Below are 14,658 nucleotides of genomic sequence, written 5' to 3' on the forward strand. Positions count from 1 at the left end.
TAACAGCACATGCAATCTTTCAACTTCAAATGCCCCACAGAAATCGTCTTCGGCAAAGGCGCTGAAGAACATATTGCAGAAAAAATCAAAGCCTATGGCAAGAGCCGGGTCTTCATCGTCTATGGCGGCGGCAGCGTCATCGAGACAGGCCTGCTGCCCCGCATTGAGAGCCAGCTGACGGCAGCCGGCCTCTCCCTTCAGGTACGGGGCGGCGTGAAGCCCAATCCCCGGCTGGCCTGGGTGCGCGGTGCTATCAATGACGCCATGATTTTCAAGGCCGACTTCATCCTGGCTGTAGGCGGCGGCAGCGTCATAGACTCCGCCAAAGCCGTGGCTCATGGCGTAGCCAACCCGGGTGTGGATATCTGGGACTTCTGGAGTGGCAAGGTAAAGCTGGAAAAAACCACCGCCATAGGGGCCGTGCTGACCCTGGCTGCCGCCGGCAGCGAGACCAGCGACTCCGCGGTGCTCACCAATGAAGAAACAGGCAAGAAGTCCGGCCTCAACACCGACCTCAACAGGCCCACGCTGGCTTTCATGAACCCGGAGCTGGCCTTCACCGCCCCCAAGCGTCAGGTCTTCTGCGGCATCGCCGACATCCTCATGCACACCATGGAGCGCTATTTCACCACGGACCCTGCCCCCAACGACATGACCGACCTTATCGCCGAGGGTCTCATGAAGAACGTCATCAAACATTCCCGCACCCTGCTGCATGGCCCGAAAAACTACGATGCCATGAGCGAGATCATGTGGTGCGGCAGCCTCTCCCACAACAATCTCACCGGCCTGGGCCGTGCCAAGGACTTCGCCTGCCACAAGCTGGGCCACGAACTCTCCGGAAGATTCGACGTCACCCACGGCGCCAGCCTCACCACCGTCTGGGGCAGCTGGGCAGGCTATGTCTGGCAGGACAACCCGGAGCGCTTCGCCAAGTTCGCAGAAAAAGTCTGGGATATCACTGAGGGAAGTACTGAGGAAAAAGCCCGGAAGGGCATCGAAGCCACCATCGCCTACTTCAAGGAAATCGACATGCCTGTGAATTTCACTGAATTGGGTATCGGCGTGCAGAACAAGGAAATGATTGAGTACCTGGCCGATATGGTCACTGCAAACGGTACCAAGACCGTAGCAACCTTCCATCCCATTGACAAGGAAACGGCTATGGAAATCTATAATCAGGCCAACCATTGAACAACATAAAATGCACAAAAGCAAAATTAGACGGGAAGCATGCGCCTCCCGTCTTTTTCATTCATCTTCGTCCTTCACGAGCTTCCCATCTGAGTCAGCCAGGCCGTGGATGCTTTCGCCCACTTCCATGGAATTCCACCAGTCGGCATCCTCCACTGTGTAGGTCTTTTCCTCGTCCTTCACCACGCCTGTCACCGTCAGTGTTTCCGTCTGCCCTGCTACACGTTCCTCGCCTATGCCATACGGCCCGGAGGCTTTGGCCAGCTCGTAATCGCCCCAATAGGGCTTCTTGTCATCTCCCTGGGTATCCACCGTGCGGGTGCTCTTCCAGCGCTCTATCACGTAGTAATACTTGGTCTGATAGACCGGCACATCCACATAGACCGGCTTTTTCCTCTTTTCCTTCTTGGTGACGGTCTTGTAGACCGGCTTCTTGGTCTTTTCTATCTCGAATTTGCCATTGCCTAAATCTTTCTTGTGGGTGATGGTCTCATAGTGGTCTACTACCTTCTCGGAAACATTCTCATAGTATTCCTCGTAGTGGTCAAGTACATGGTCGTGGTGGTGGATTTCCCGCTGCTTATCCCGCAGCCTCCCGCCCTCCGGCAGGCTCCAGTCGGATTCGTTCACCGTGACCTTCTGCTCAATCTGGATGCTGCGCTGCCAATGCAGGCTCTTGACTTCAATATCCACCTCATCGGGCAGCACAAGGGCAGCGATGACGGAAATCAGCAGGAATATCCCCACTCCTGCCAGCACCTTCTGCCAGGTCTTCCACTTCTTGCCATCACTCTGCGGAGGCTGGGGAGATGTGAAGCCATGGGCTTCATTGTGCTCCCTCTGCTTTTTTTCCCGGTCTTCCCGCTCCCGCTGGTAGTTCTGCTTCGCCCTTTCCTCCTCGGAAATCTGGCCGGAATCGTCAACACCATCGGCATTGGCATCAACCACCAGCTGGGAAGTCTCAGTATCCCTCATCTGGCTGTAGTCCCTGGTGCCGCGCTCTGCTCCGCAGGAGAGGCATTTGGCGGCTCCGTCAGGATTGTAGGAAGAACAGTACTCGCAGAACCAGTCAGGATTATCCGAAGTGTCATCATCCTTCAGGGCATATTCTTCCCCATACTCCTTCAGGTAGAACTGCACATCCTCCCCCCGCGGCTTGCCGCAGTTGGGGCACTCCCTGTACCTCCCCCTGATGCCCTTGGCTCCGCAGGCAGAGCAATCCCAGTAGCCCTCTACCTTGTATTTTTCTCCCATATTCCTTCACCTCTTGTTCATCTCGCAGAAACCCATTGCTGCTGCCATAGAATCTGGCAAAAAACTATTCCCTTGGCTTCAGCACCCCGTTCTGATAGGCCAGCAGCAAATTGTAGAGGTCCGTAATCTCGTCCTGTATAGCCCTGCCCCTGTCCGTCTCACCTACGGTGGTTCGCATGGTTTGCAGTTCCACAGTCTCTGACACGGACTCTATATCCTGATTCTCCCTGAGGGCTGCCCTGACGTCGGCTATCTTCTGATGAGCCAGCAGGCGCAGGCCCCTGGAGTTGGAAATCAGGGTGAAGCCTGAGATGCCGGTTTTCTTGTGATAGGCCTTGCAGAAGCCGCCGTCGATGATGATGGCCTTGCCGTGAGCCTTCACAGGGCTTTCCCCCTTCTTGACCTTCACGGGCACATGGCCGTTGACGATGTGGCCTCTCACGGGGTCCAGTCCGAACTCCTGCAAGACCCTTTCGCAGGCGCTCTGGTCGTTGAGGAAATGGAAATAGGGGTCAGAGGGCTCCTTCCAGGTGCTCTCGTCTGCCACCAGCACCCGCTCGAAGGTCTTCATTTCCCTGCCTGACAGGGGAGAGATGCGGCCGCACCAGAGGAAGTACATGAAGTCCAGGGCGCTTTCCGTACGGTGGAGATACGCCTCCCTGGCCTTGGCCTCGCAGAAATTGAACCAGCTGCGGCCCTTGTAGTCCTTGCCTTCAAAGTGTATAGTGCGGAAGCTGCCGTCCTCCTCCATGGGCACGCAGCCGTGGAACAGCAGATTGCCGTTGTAACAGGTGTAGATGCTGCCCTTCTGGTAAAGATAGTCCAGATGCTTTTTCAGCACAGCGCTTTCCGTGAAGTAGGATTTCAAATCTGCCATGATGGCGGCTTCTTTTTCCGTCAGCTGATAGGGATCTTCCGCATTTTCATCAATAGTGGGAAAATAGGCGCTGGCCAGCTCATAGCGCTTCCCGTCTCCCAGCACTGCATAGCAGGAGCGGAAATCGATCTTGTCCAGCAGCAGCCTGTCATTCATCTGGAAATCCGGGTTGCGGCGTATCATCTGGCCTTCCAGCTTCAACATCATGATGGCCGCCGCCTTCTCCCCTGCCTTGATGGGATTGGAATCGGGATAGATGCGACTCCCAAAGGTAGTGAGGGGCCTCAGGCTGATGCCGTAGCCCCGCTCCAGCACGTCTGTGTTGTTGTAGCGCAGGGAGTTGCGCACCACGGCGGCAATGCAGATCTCGCTGCCCATGGCCGCCCCCATCCAGAGCACATCGTGGTTGCCCCACTGGATATCTACAGAAGGGTGCTCCATCAGGAGGTTCAGTATTGCATCGGGCCGATTGCCCCGGTCAAAGAAATCCCCCACAATGTGCAGCCTGTCCACCGCCAGCCGCTTGATGAGCACCGTGAAAGCCACGATGAAGTCCGCCCCACTGTCAATCTGCACAATGGTATCCAGCAGGCGCTTGTGGTAGATGAACTGGGCATTATCCGCTTCGGGACGGGTGTTCATGAGCTCCACGATGACCCCTTCGTACCTTTTGGGAATGAAGCCTGCCACCTTGGAGGCTGGATACTTGTAGCTCATCAGTTTGGCCAGTTCCAGCAGGCGTGACAGATTCTCCCGATACCAGGCAGGGGTGTTCTCCCGCCGCTCTGTCACCTGCTCGATTTTCTCCCGGGGGTAGTAGATAAGGGTGCAGAACTCCGCCTTCTCCGCCTCCGTCAGCCGCACACCAAAGACGTACTCCACCTTTTCCCGTATGACCCCGGAACAGTTGTTCAGGATGTGGAAAAAGGAAGAATACTCCCCGTGCAGATCGCTCATGAAATGCTCAATGCCCTTGGGCAGCTGCAGCTGGGACTGCAGGTAGATAAGCTTCTCATAAACCACTTCCTTGGTGGGATATTTTTCCGACAGCAGGCGCATTACCTTGCTGGGACGGCTGCCTTGTTTCTGTGCGCTGGTCATGACCATGTCCTCCCTTGTGTGCTTTTTCAAGTATTATTCTACCATATAATAGATAATATTGTGAAATTTATTGAAATAAAGTGTTCTCCGTGCTATAGTAATAGCGAACAAAAGAAAATTCATGCAAATTGTGCAAAGGAGAGAAATTGCCATGGAAGATCTGGAACTCTTGGCCTTCAAAATCATCTCAGGCGTGGGCAGCGCCCGCAGCTTCTACATCGAGGCCATAGCCGCTGCCAAGGCTGGTGACTTCCAGCGGGCGGAGAACCTCATCAGGGAGGGAGAGAAGAGTTTCGTGGAAGGCCATCATTCCCATCTGAAACTGCTGGAAGCAGAGGGAAAGGGAGAGAACGTGGTGTCCCTCCTGGTGCTCCATGCCGAAGACCAGCTCATGAGCGCCGAGGCTTACAAGACCATCGCCAAGGACTTCATTGACACCTATATGCGCATCGAGAAGCTGGAAAAACAATTAGAAAAATAAAAGCCAATCCCCCGCAGGACACACTACAGTCCCACGGGGGATTTTTCATCCCAAAACTATCTTTATGCCGTAAGCGCCTATAATCAGTATCAAAGCCACTATATACTCCCGGATGGAGCCAACCTTGAACAGCTTGACACCTATCTTCTGTGTGGGCGTGATAAACGGCACCTTGCCGCAGATGGCATCTTCGGCAATATGCAGCAATGCTCCCACTGCCATGAAGAAGATAATCTCCCCCAAGATGCCAAGGCTGAGTCCCAGGTACTCCTCTCCCCTGAGGGCTGCTCCCCCTATCAGCAGGTAAAGCATGGGCCAGTGGGACCAGCCACGATGAGCGCAGCGAAAGCCAAAAAGGCTGCGGCGCTGGAAAGGGTTGCCCTCCACCTTGTCCGGCACAATGGCCCCTGCCATGCTGTAAATTGCCGCCATAGGGTCCTCCGTAGCCGCATAAACAATAACTCCCGTCACCACTTCATGGGTCAGCCATTTCATGAGTCTTTCTCCTTTTAGACAAACAGAACATACTATCTATAGTATAGCAAAAAAAGCGCCTGTTGTGGACATTTTTCCACAACAGACGCTTGTTCTCGATTAGCCAATCATCTTCTTGATATCTTCTTCAACCATCGTAATGCCGTCGATGCCGAAGTTTTCTACCAGCACCTTGGCCACATTAGGAGACAGGAAGGCGGGCAGGGTGGGGCCCAGGTGGATGTTCTTCACCCCCAAATGCAGGAGTGCCAGCAACACGATCACGGCCTTCTGCTCATACCAGGAGATATTGTAGGCAATGGGCAGCTCGTTGATATCTGCCAGGCCAAAGGCCTCCTTCAGCTTCAGGGCAATGAGGGCCAGAGAATAGGAATCATTGCACTGGCCTGCATCCAGCACCCGGGGAATGCCGCCGATATCCCCCAGGCCCAGCTTGATATACTTGTACTTGGCGCAGCCTGCGGTGAGGATGATGGTGTCCTGGGGCAGAGCCTTGGCAAAGTCCTCATAGTAGCTGCGGGACTTCATGCGACCGTCGCAGCCTGCCATAACCACGAACTTCTTCACGGCGCCGGACTTCACTGCCTCTACCACCTTGTCCGCCAGGGCAAAGACCTGCTCATGGGCAAAGCCGCCCACAATCTCGCCCTTTTCCAGTTCTTGGGGGGCAGGACACTTCTTAGCCAATTCGATGACAGCGCTGAAATCCTTCTTGCCGTTCACTTCTTCGATGTGAGCGCAGCCGGGGAAGCCCACAGCCCCCGTGGTGAAGACTCTCTCCTTATAGCTCTCCTTAGGGGGCACAAGGCAGTTGGTGGTCATGAGGATGGGACCGCCGAAGGCCTCGAACTCCTCCTTCTGCTTCCACCAGGCATTGCCGTAGTTGCCGGCAAAGTGCTTGTACTGCTTGAACTTGGGATAGTAATGGGCAGGCAGCATCTCGCCGTGGGTGTAGACATCCACCCCCGTGCCCTCTGTCTGCTCCAACAGCATTTCCAGATCACGCAGGTCATGACCGGAAATAAGTATGGCGGGATTGCTCCTCACCCCTAAGTCCACCTTGGTGATTTCCGGGTGACCGTAGGCGCTGGTGTTGGCATTGTCCAGCAGAGCCATGCCCTTCACGCCCCACTCGCCAGACTCGAGAGCCAGCGCCGTGAGGGTCTCGCCGTCAAGGTTCTCCAAAAGCCTGGCCAGGGCAGACTGCTGGAAGGCATCAATAGTCTCATCTTCCTTTTCCAGCGCATTGGCATGCCAAAGGTACGCTGACAGGCCCTTCAGGCCATAGGTGATAAGCTCCTTCAGGCTGCGGATATCCTCGTTGGCCTCGGCGAGAATCCCCACGGCAGCAGCCTTGGCTTCAAACTCCTCCCGCCTGCCAGTCCAACGAGCCGCCTCAGGCAGGTTCTCCCTGCTTGCAAGTCTCTCCAGCAAGCCCGCCTTCACAGCCAGAGTTTCCTCAACACGGGCCGCAATGGCCTCCAGGTCAAAGTTGGCATTGGTGATGGTGGCAAAAAGGTTCAAAGTCACCAGATGATTAACTTCTTTAGCCACAGATTTGCCTTCCTCACGCATGCGCACAGCAACAGCAGAAATCCCCTTGGTCACATATATAAGCAAATCCTGCATAGCTGCCACTTCCGGCTTCTTGCCGCAGACACCCACCTGGGTGCAGCCTTTGCAACCCGCGGTTTCCTGGCACTGGAAGCAAAACATCTTATTTTCCATAGCAAAACTCTCCCTTGCATACTCGTCTCAAAAGATCTATGGGTATAATATAGCCTATTGGCATCCAAACATCTGTAACAAAAGTTACAGCGATGGAATTTTCGTAGTCAAAAAAGCAGAATGATGGTATGATAAAGTAGTTTTGACACCTAGGACGTGTTGATTAAAGGAGGGCTATCCTGAATGGATGACTATACCTGGCAGCGGAAGCTGCGTGAGCGCAAATCCAAAAGCTCCCGCTGGCAGCTGCTGCTTTTTCTGGTGCTGGCCGTATCTATCGGCACGGCAGCCTGGTATTTCGGCTTTTTCTACCGCAGCCCGGAGTATGCCCTGGAACAGGCAAAGCTGGCCTGGCAGGCAAAGGATGAGGAGAAATTCAAGCAATATGTGAATCTCAATCTCCTGACCTCCCGGGCCTATGATGACCTGACCGTAGATCTCTTCGCCTACGATGCCACCCTCAACGCCCAGAGCAAGGTGATGTTCGAGAAATTCTACATTCTCATCAAGCCCCAGCTCTCCCAGGGCACGGAAGAAACCATCCTGCGCCGTCTCACCTCGGGCAGCTGGACCCTGCCCGAAGGAGCGGACATTCTGAAAGGCCGCCAGCTGGGCATCGACTATGAGCGCTTCCTGGAACGCAGCCAGCTGCGCAACACCACTTTCCTGGAAATCACCAAAGTGGATCGCCACGGCAGCACAGCCCTGGCGGAAGTAAAGGTAAGGGAGGATTACACCCAGACGGATTTCACCATGGTGCTCTCCATGGAAAAAGCCGCCGATGGCCACTGGCAGGTAGCATATATCAAGAACTACAAGGAGTATCTTGACACCATTGCCCCCCTGCAGAACAAGGACATCGCCGACTACATAGAGTCCACTAAAGCCATCGTTTCTGACTGCAACGAAAAACTCCGTGACCATCAGATCAAGTTCCAATCCCTGACAGGCACCTCTGCCGGAAAGCTCTCGGACTACCAGAAGAAGAACCTGAAGAAGCTTCTGACCCAGGAGGTCATTCCCACCCTGCAGGACAGGCAGACCCAGCTTGACCAGGTTCCCGTGCCCAAAGGGGCACAATATCTGGCTGACCAGCGGAAGCTCTCCACCAAAACCACCATTGAAGCCTGGGAGCATTTCATCAAGGGACTGGAGAATGACGACCAGACTGAATTTGCCGCCGCTGAGACCTTGCACAAACAGGAGCTGGCCATTGACCTCAGGGTGGACGAAATCATACACCACACCGCCCTCAGCAAGAATATCCCCAACCTGCCGTAATTTTTGCTTCCCCTTCCAGGGGAGGCTTTTTATTTTACAGCTTTTGGTTTTGTCAAGGACTTTATTTTATTTGGTAAACGTTTCCTTCGAGCTCTCCAATCTTGACAAAAAAATGCAAAGGTTTAAAATATAGTCAAGGGGACATGTACAAAATTTTCAGAATTTTAGCAAAGGCAGGTGAAATGCTTCTGTCGGTGCAGTGGATGTACCCATGCACTCATACACATGAAGCAGCAAGGCATGACTAAGCAGGAAAAGGATTTACAAGCACTACACCTCTTGGCTCCCATTTCCGGACAGACGGTGCAACTCGAAAGTGTCCCGGATCCGGTTTTCTCCGAGAAGCTTACAGGAGACGGCCTGGCTATCCTGGCAGACGGTGACACGGTACTGGCTCCCTGTGACGGGGAGATCACCCTCTTCTTCGACACCAAGCACGCTTTCGCCATCACTACTCCCGACGGGGTGCAGGTCCTGGTACACGTAGGCCTGGACACCATCATCATGAACGGGGACGGCCTCACGGCCCTGAAGCACAGCGGCGAGAAAGTCACCGCCGGCACCCCCATTCTGAAACTGGACAGGGCCCTTCTGGAGAAGAACAAGATCAACATGATTTGTCCCGTGCTGATCGTGAATTATGAACGAGTCAAAAAAATCACTCCCAGAGTGGCAGGAGAAGCTGTCATTGCAGGAGAGGATACCGTACTTCAGTATGCTGTGTAATTGCATATAAAAAGAAAGTCTCGAAGCATGAAGCCGCTTCGAGACTTTCTTTTTATCAGGCTGATTTTTCCTGCAAGGCAGGTACTTTCACCAGGCTCTGTATAGCCTTGGTAGGACATTTCCCCAAACACGTTGGTTCCGGGCAGCCTATGCACTTCTCTGCATCCACCACGGCCAGGAAGTTTTCCACCTTGATAGCGCCACGGCTACAGTTCCTCATGCAGAGGCCGCAGCCTATGCAGGCATGCTGGCAGTTTTTCTTGGCTGCAGGTCCCTTGTCATGGGAGCTGCAGGTGACTTCCACAGGAGCGCCGAAGGTCTTCAGGGCCATGAGCCCCTGGGGGCAGGTCTCCACGCACTTGCCGCAGCCTGTGCAGATTTCCTTGTCCACTACCGGCAGGCCCTCCTCCCCCATGGAAAGGGCACCGAAGGGGCAGGCCTTGACGCAGTTGCCAAAGCCCAGGCAGCCGAACTTGCAGCCCTTGGGGCCGCCTCCCACCAATTTAGCAGCAGCGCAGTCAGGCACGCCTTCATAGCGTGCAGCCATAACCGCTGCCGTGAGAGTGCCACGGCACTTGAGGTAAGCGTAATGAGGCTCCGCCGCTTCAGCTTTCTTGCCGGTGAGCTCCGCTACCTTGGCCGCCACGGCAGCCTTGCCGGGCACGCAGAGGTTCGGCGGCACCTCCGGGTCCTCCACCACCGCCTCAGCATATTTGGCACAGCCTGCAAAACCGCAGGCACCGCACTGGCCTTTGGGGAGGATGTCCTCCACTTCTGCAATGAGGGGATTTGACTCCATGGCAAATTTCTTGTCTGCCAGAGCCAACACCAGCCCAAAGAAGGTGCCCACCCCCACCAGCACCACGATTATATATATAGCAGTTTCCATAAGAAACCTCCTAGACGTTAAGGTAGCCTGGCGGCAAGTGTTCGGTCAACGCTACGCAGAGATTTTTTGCTAAAAATATTTTTTGCCTTTAATAATCCTTCATGCTCCGAACAACGCCCTTCGGTTGAACGTATTCTCCGCATAAAGGAATTTAGAATGCAAAAAATATTTTCTTAACGCAAAAAATCTAAAGCTCCGCTTATGACCGAACACTCGCCGCAAGTCACGTTGCCTCATAACATGCCAGAAAAGCCGAGGAACGCCAATGACAGCATTCCTGCTAAGATAAACGCAATGCCGATTCCCTGCAAGGGCTTGGGCACATCGGCGTAAACCAGCTTCTCGCGCAGGGAAGCCATCAGGGCAATTGCCAACGCAAAGCCCAACCCTGACCCGATGGCAAACACGATGCTCTTGAGCAGGCTGTAGCTGTTCTCCACATTCAGCAGGGGCACGGCCAGCACTATGCAGTTGGTGGCAATCAGCAACAGGTAGATGCCCCACATATTGTAAAGGGCAGGTGCCTGCTTTTTAATGACCAATTCCAGCAGCTGCACGAAACTGGCTGTGAGCACCACGAAGACGATGGTGGTCAGGAAGGTGACTCCCAAGGGCTCCAGCACGAAGAAGTACACAATCCAGGCCAAAATGGAACTCATGGTCATGACGGAGGTCACCGCCATGCCCATGCCCACAGAAGCGGAAAAGCTCTTGGATATGCCGAAGAAAATGCACAGTCCCAGAAACTTCGTCAGCACGAAGTTGTTGATGATCACCGCTCCGATAAAAAGCGTCAAATACTCAGCCATCAGCCTTCAGCCCCCTCTCTGGCTTCCCTGCGCCGCGCCTCCTGGGCCTCGATCTTCTCCCTGTGGGCGTTCCATGTCTTGGTGGCAGCCACCAGATAGCCAATGAGTATAAAGGCCCCCGGCGGCAGAATCATCATCAGCATGGGCTCATAGCCGGACCCCATGACCTGATAGCCCAAGAGCGTCCCAGAGCCAATCAGCTCGCGGATGGCAGAGATGATGAGCATGGCCAGCGTGAAGCCGCAGCCCATGCCGAAACCATCAGCAAAGGAGCGTATGGGGCCATTCTTGGAAGCAAAGACCTCAGCCCGGGCCAGGATGATGGCGAACACCACCACCAGGGCCAGATAGATGCCCATGGCCTTGTAAAGCACCGGGAAATACGCCTGCAATACCAGCTGGGCCACCGTAACGATGGTGGCGATGGAGGTGATATAGACAGGCACACGCACCTTGGGATTCACCAGGTGCCGCACCAGTGACACCACCACGTTGTTGGAGGTGATGACGAAGGTCACCGTCAGGCCCATGGTCAGGCCGTTGATAACCGTGGTGGTCACCGCCAGCGCCGGACACAGGGACAAAGCCAGGATGAAAATAGGGTTTTCCGCCAGCAGGCCCTTGCTGTAGATGGGCCAGAGTTCTTTCAGCTTGTCCATGTTCACCTGCCCCCTTTCCCTAAGGCCACGGCCTTCTCTGCTGCCTCACGGACGCCCTTGGTGACGGCCCGGGAGGAAATGGTAGCTCCCGTCATGGCCTGGACGTTTTCCTTGTTGGACGGGTCTTTGGTAACCTCCAAAAGCTCCGCCCCCTTGCCTGCAAACTGATTGCGGAAGGCGAGTTTCTGGGCGTTGTCTCCCAGGCCCGGGGTCTCGTTGTGCTCCAGGATATTGAAGTCCATCACCTTTCCCTCGGTGTCCACCGCCACCAGCAGCTTGATCTTGCCGCCGTAGCCCTTGGACTCGGAGGGAATGATATAGGCCACTGTCCTGCCGCCCTTTTCTGCTGCAAAACAGCCCTCTTCCCCGGGGATTTCTTTGAAGGCATCAGCCTCAGCCACCAGGGAGCGCATGGACTCCTGCTTCATCTCCTCTGCTTTTTGGGCCGCCACGGGAGCCGTCACATAGTAGACAGCGCCGATGACCAGGCCGGACACGAAACAGGCCAGAGCCAGGTTGGAGGCAATCTTGAAGATGGAATGTTCATCAGCCATCAGTTTGCGCCTCCCTTCGGTGCTCCAAAGATGCGGGGCTTCACATAGCGGTCAATAAGAGGCGTCACCGCATTCATCAGCAGCAATGAATAGCAGACCCCCTCCGGGTAGCCTCCTGCCAGACGGATCAATACCGTCAATGCCCCCGCCCCCACGGCGAAGATCATCTGCCCCGTGATGGTCATGGGAATAGTCACCATATCCGTAGCCATGAAGAAAGCTCCCAGCATCAGTCCCCCTGCCATCACATGGAACAGCGGGTCGCCGGTGCCAAAGCCCGCAGGACCGAAAAGCCAGGTGAGCACCCCCACGGTGGCAATCATGCCCAGAGGCACCACCCAGTTGATATAGCCTTTATAGATAAGGTAAAGTCCCCCAAGAACCAGCAGGATGGTGCTGGTCTCCCCCAGACTGCCGTTGCGGGTACCAAGAAGCAGGCTCTTGTACATCTCCCCCTGACCTCCGAAGGTGGCCACCAAAGCATCATAGCCCTGCAGCTTCAGGATGTTCAGCGGGGTAGCGCCTGTCACGGCATCCACAGCCCCGGCTGACAGGTCCTGCATCTTCGTCCAGGTGGTCATGGCCACGGGCCAGGATACCATGAGAGCCGCACGGCCGATATGGGCAGGGTTGAAGATATTGAACCCCAGACCTCCCATGGACTGCTTGGCCACCACGATAGCCAGAATGGAGCCGATGGCCACCATATAGGGCGGCAGCACCGGGGACATGGACATGGCCAACAGCAGACCTGTAATGCAGGCGCTGCCATCAAAAGCCGTGATATTCTGCCCCATGGCCCGCTGCCATACATACTCGGCACCGATGGCCGCCATAATGCCAACTACCATATTGATAAGTGCGGGAATCCCAAACCAATAAATAGCAAAGAGAGCCGCAGGCAGCAAAGCCAGGTTGACCTGCCACATGATATGGGGAATGGTTTCCCCGTCGCGGATATGGGGAGAGGAAGAAATCGTGAATTTCAGTTCCTCCTTAGCCTCCGGCTGCTTGGGCGGGGCCGCCTTCACAGCGGCTGTTTCCTTGATTTCTGCTTCGCTCATTTCACCGCCTCCTTTTTCTCCCTGGCCTCGGCCTTGGCTTTGGCCCGGGCTGCCTCAGCCCTGACCTCATTCTTGGCCAGGCGGATGTACTGGACGATATTGCGCTTGGCTGGGCAGATATAAGTGCAGCAGCCGCATTCCACACAGTTCATAAGGCCATAGTCGTCTCGGCACTTGCCATAATCGCCTCTTTGGGAAAGTATGCTCAGCATGCTGGGCACCAGTCCCATGGGGCAGGCCTTGACGCAGCGGCCACAGCGGATGCAGTTCATCTCCGGGCCGTGTTCCGTGATTTTCCTTGTCAGGGCCAAGATGCCAGAGGAACCCTTCATCACCGGCACTTCCAAGGACTGCTGGGCCATGCCCATCATGGGACCGCCCGCCAGGATCTTGTCCGGCGTTTCCCTGAAGCCACCGGCATGATCAAGGCAGGCCTGATAGCTGGTGCCAATACGTACCCTGAGATTCTTCGGCTCTGCCACCGCATCACCTGACACGGTTGTCACACGCTCAATAAGAGGAATCCCTTGCTCCACTGCGTCCGCAATGGCCGCCACGGTACCCACATTCTGCACCACGGCGCCTGCGTCCATGGGCAGGCCTCCCATGGGCACTTCCCTGCCCGTGAGGGCGTAAATCAGCATTTTCTCCGCACCCTGGGGGTAGCGGGTAGGCAGGGCCACTACCTCGATCTCCGTGTCCTCTGCCGCCTTGTCCAGAGCCTTCACCGCCTCAGGCTTGTTGTCCTCCACGCCGATGATGCTCTTCTTCGTCCCAAGAGCCTTGGCGAGAATCTGCACCCCTGTGACAATCTTCTGGGCATCCTCCAGCATCAGCCGGTAATCCGCCGTCAGATATGGCTCACACTCCGCGCCATTGATGACCAGGACATCCACCGGCTTCTGGGGCTTCAGCTTGATATGGGCGGGAAAAGTCGCACCGCCCATGCCTACGATGCCCGCCTGCTGGATAGCCGTAAGGATTTCCTCCTTGCTCATGGCCTCCCAGTTGCGGCTGAGGGGCAGCCCCTCAGCCCATTCGTCTCTGCCGTCCACAGCAATGACAATGGCCGGACACATCCCGCGCCCGGAATGAGGCCTGTCCTCAATCTTAGCCACCTTGCCGGAAGTGGGAGCATGGATATCCGCATGCATGAAGGCCTCGCTGGTGGCAATAAGCTGCCCCTTGAGCACCGTGTCCCCCACCTTCACCGTGGGCTTGCATGGTGCCCCGATATGCTGGCTCAGAGGCACCACCAGTTCCTTTGGCAAGGGCATGGCTTCAATAGCCTTGTCCTTGGCCAAATCCTTCCCATCCCGGGGGTGAATGCCTCCCAAGAATCTTTTCAGCATGAACATCACCTCGTTAATCTCCCCAATTTTCATAGCTCCAGTAAGTGAGGGGCACAGGCATAGCATAAGCGGAACGTTCGGGATTTTTCCAAGAATCTTAGTGAATCAAGCCCACTAGGGCGCAGATGAACTTAGATTCCTTGGTAAAATACCGAGTGGAGCGTTGCTATGCCTGTGCCCCGAACGCCTAGCCA

The 14,658-nt window shown here is 55.4% G+C and carries 14 protein-coding genes; 4 read left to right on the forward strand and 10 right to left on the reverse strand.

Annotated elements, in window-relative coordinates:
- Positions 1 to 9 precede the first annotated feature (9 nt).
- On the forward strand, positions 10 to 1,194 hold the full coding sequence (locus BLW59_RS04220) for an iron-containing alcohol dehydrogenase (protein WP_074696467.1): 1,185 nt from the start codon (positions 10 to 12) through the stop codon (positions 1,192 to 1,194).
- 57 nt (positions 1,195 to 1,251) lie between these two features.
- Here BLW59_RS04220 and BLW59_RS04225 read toward each other — a convergent pair whose 3' ends face one another.
- On the reverse strand, positions 1,252 to 2,448 hold the full coding sequence (locus BLW59_RS04225; RefSeq protein WP_074696469.1) for a hypothetical protein: 1,197 nt from the start codon (positions 2,446 to 2,448) through the stop codon (positions 1,252 to 1,254).
- 64 nt (positions 2,449 to 2,512) lie between these two features.
- Positions 2,513 to 4,426 (reverse strand): fructose-1,6-bisphosphatase, encoded by a 1,914-nt coding sequence (locus BLW59_RS04230; protein ID WP_074696471.1) that lies wholly within the window; start codon positions 4,424 to 4,426, stop codon positions 2,513 to 2,515.
- 151 nt (positions 4,427 to 4,577) lie between these two features.
- Between BLW59_RS04230 and BLW59_RS04235 the strand changes: the two genes are divergently transcribed.
- Complete coding sequence (locus BLW59_RS04235; protein ID WP_029541156.1) at positions 4,578 to 4,907, forward strand: PTS lactose/cellobiose transporter subunit IIA; 330 nt, start codon at positions 4,578 to 4,580, stop codon at positions 4,905 to 4,907.
- Between the two features lie 45 nt (positions 4,908 to 4,952).
- Here the strand turns inward: BLW59_RS04235 and BLW59_RS04240 are convergent, their stop codons facing one another.
- Both BLW59_RS04240 and hcp read right to left on the reverse strand, forming a co-directional pair.
- On the reverse strand, positions 4,953 to 5,402 hold the full coding sequence (locus BLW59_RS04240; RefSeq protein ID WP_074696473.1) for a metal-dependent hydrolase: 450 nt from the start codon (positions 5,400 to 5,402) through the stop codon (positions 4,953 to 4,955).
- A gap of 99 nt (positions 5,403 to 5,501) precedes the next feature.
- Complete coding sequence (gene hcp, locus BLW59_RS04245) at positions 5,502 to 7,130, reverse strand: hydroxylamine reductase (RefSeq protein WP_074696475.1); 1,629 nt, start codon at positions 7,128 to 7,130, stop codon at positions 5,502 to 5,504.
- A gap of 183 nt (positions 7,131 to 7,313) precedes the next feature.
- Here hcp and BLW59_RS04250 point away from each other — a divergent pair, with 183 nt between their 5' ends.
- Both BLW59_RS04250 and BLW59_RS04255 read left to right on the forward strand, forming a co-directional pair.
- The gene (locus BLW59_RS04250; protein WP_074696477.1) at positions 7,314 to 8,411 is read left to right on the forward strand and encodes a hypothetical protein; all 1,098 of its coding nucleotides are present in this window, start codon (positions 7,314 to 7,316) and stop codon (positions 8,409 to 8,411) included.
- A 240-nt stretch (positions 8,412 to 8,651) separates the two neighbouring features.
- Positions 8,652 to 9,137, forward strand: coding sequence for a PTS sugar transporter subunit IIA (locus BLW59_RS04255; RefSeq protein WP_081348382.1), 486 nt, complete (start codon positions 8,652 to 8,654; stop codon positions 9,135 to 9,137).
- Positions 9,138 to 9,192: 55 nt separating this feature from the next.
- Here BLW59_RS04255 and rnfB read toward each other — a convergent pair whose 3' ends face one another.
- From rnfB to rsxC, 6 genes are all read right to left on the reverse strand, one after another.
- On the reverse strand, positions 9,193 to 10,026 hold the full coding sequence (gene rnfB / locus BLW59_RS04260) for an RnfABCDGE type electron transport complex subunit B (RefSeq protein ID WP_074696482.1): 834 nt from the start codon (positions 10,024 to 10,026) through the stop codon (positions 9,193 to 9,195).
- Positions 10,027 to 10,259: 233 nt separating this feature from the next.
- Positions 10,260 to 10,835: an electron transport complex protein RnfA gene (locus BLW59_RS04265; protein ID WP_029541166.1), complete on the reverse strand. Its 576-nt coding sequence runs from the start codon at positions 10,833 to 10,835 to the stop codon at positions 10,260 to 10,262.
- Positions 10,835 to 11,494, reverse strand: coding sequence for an electron transport complex subunit RsxE (rsxE, locus tag BLW59_RS04270; RefSeq protein WP_318258313.1), 660 nt, complete (start codon positions 11,492 to 11,494; stop codon positions 10,835 to 10,837). The genes BLW59_RS04265 and rsxE overlap by 1 nt, the downstream gene beginning before the upstream one ends.
- Positions 11,495 to 11,496: 2 nt before the next feature.
- Positions 11,497 to 12,048: an RnfABCDGE type electron transport complex subunit G gene (locus BLW59_RS04275; protein WP_074696484.1), complete on the reverse strand. Its 552-nt coding sequence runs from the start codon at positions 12,046 to 12,048 to the stop codon at positions 11,497 to 11,499.
- Positions 12,048 to 13,112 carry an RnfABCDGE type electron transport complex subunit D gene (locus tag BLW59_RS04280; RefSeq protein ID WP_074696486.1) on the reverse strand — a complete coding sequence of 355 codons (1,065 nt, stop codon included), beginning with the start codon at positions 13,110 to 13,112 and terminating at the stop codon, positions 12,048 to 12,050. Before BLW59_RS04280 ends, BLW59_RS04275 begins: the two co-directional genes overlap by 1 nt.
- A complete protein-coding gene (rsxC, locus tag BLW59_RS04285; protein ID WP_074696585.1) occupies positions 13,109 to 14,464 on the reverse strand; it encodes an electron transport complex subunit RsxC in 1,356 nt (451 codons plus the stop codon). The genes BLW59_RS04280 and rsxC overlap by 4 nt, the downstream gene beginning before the upstream one ends.
- Between the last annotated feature and the right edge of the window lie 194 nt (positions 14,465 to 14,658).

This window comes from Selenomonas sp. KH1T6 (assembly GCF_900108415.1).
Taxonomy (GTDB): Bacteria; Bacillota; Negativicutes; order Selenomonadales; family Selenomonadaceae; genus Selenomonas_B; species Selenomonas_B ruminantium_A.

Excerpts from the sequence above, each read along its gene's own strand:
- BLW59_RS04220 (WP_074696467.1), top strand. The coding sequence starts at position 10 with ATGCAATCTTTCAACTTCAAATGCCCCACAGAAATCGTCTTCGGCAAA.
- BLW59_RS04225 (WP_074696469.1), bottom strand. The coding sequence starts at position 2,448 with ATGGGAGAAAAATACAAGGTAGAGGGCTACTGGGATTGCTCTGCCTGC.
- BLW59_RS04230 (WP_074696471.1), bottom strand. The coding sequence starts at position 4,426 with ATGACCAGCGCACAGAAACAAGGCAGCCGTCCCAGCAAGGTAATGCGC.
- BLW59_RS04235 (WP_029541156.1), top strand. The coding sequence starts at position 4,578 with ATGGAAGATCTGGAACTCTTGGCCTTCAAAATCATCTCAGGCGTGGGC.
- BLW59_RS04240 (WP_074696473.1), bottom strand. The coding sequence starts at position 5,402 with ATGAAATGGCTGACCCATGAAGTGGTGACGGGAGTTATTGTTTATGCG.
- hcp (WP_074696475.1), bottom strand. The coding sequence starts at position 7,130 with ATGGAAAATAAGATGTTTTGCTTCCAGTGCCAGGAAACCGCGGGTTGC.
- BLW59_RS04250 (WP_074696477.1), top strand. The coding sequence starts at position 7,314 with ATGGATGACTATACCTGGCAGCGGAAGCTGCGTGAGCGCAAATCCAAA.
- BLW59_RS04255 (WP_081348382.1), top strand. The coding sequence starts at position 8,652 with ATGACTAAGCAGGAAAAGGATTTACAAGCACTACACCTCTTGGCTCCC.
- rnfB (WP_074696482.1), bottom strand. The coding sequence starts at position 10,026 with ATGGAAACTGCTATATATATAATCGTGGTGCTGGTGGGGGTGGGCACC.
- BLW59_RS04265 (WP_029541166.1), bottom strand. The coding sequence starts at position 10,835 with ATGGCTGAGTATTTGACGCTTTTTATCGGAGCGGTGATCATCAACAAC.
- rsxE (WP_318258313.1), bottom strand. The coding sequence starts at position 11,494 with ATGGACAAGCTGAAAGAACTCTGGCCCATCTACAGCAAGGGCCTGCTG.
- BLW59_RS04275 (WP_074696484.1), bottom strand. The coding sequence starts at position 12,048 with ATGGCTGATGAACATTCCATCTTCAAGATTGCCTCCAACCTGGCTCTG.
- BLW59_RS04280 (WP_074696486.1), bottom strand. The coding sequence starts at position 13,112 with ATGAGCGAAGCAGAAATCAAGGAAACAGCCGCTGTGAAGGCGGCCCCG.
- rsxC (WP_074696585.1), bottom strand. The coding sequence starts at position 14,464 with ATGCTGAAAAGATTCTTGGGAGGCATTCACCCCCGGGATGGGAAGGAT.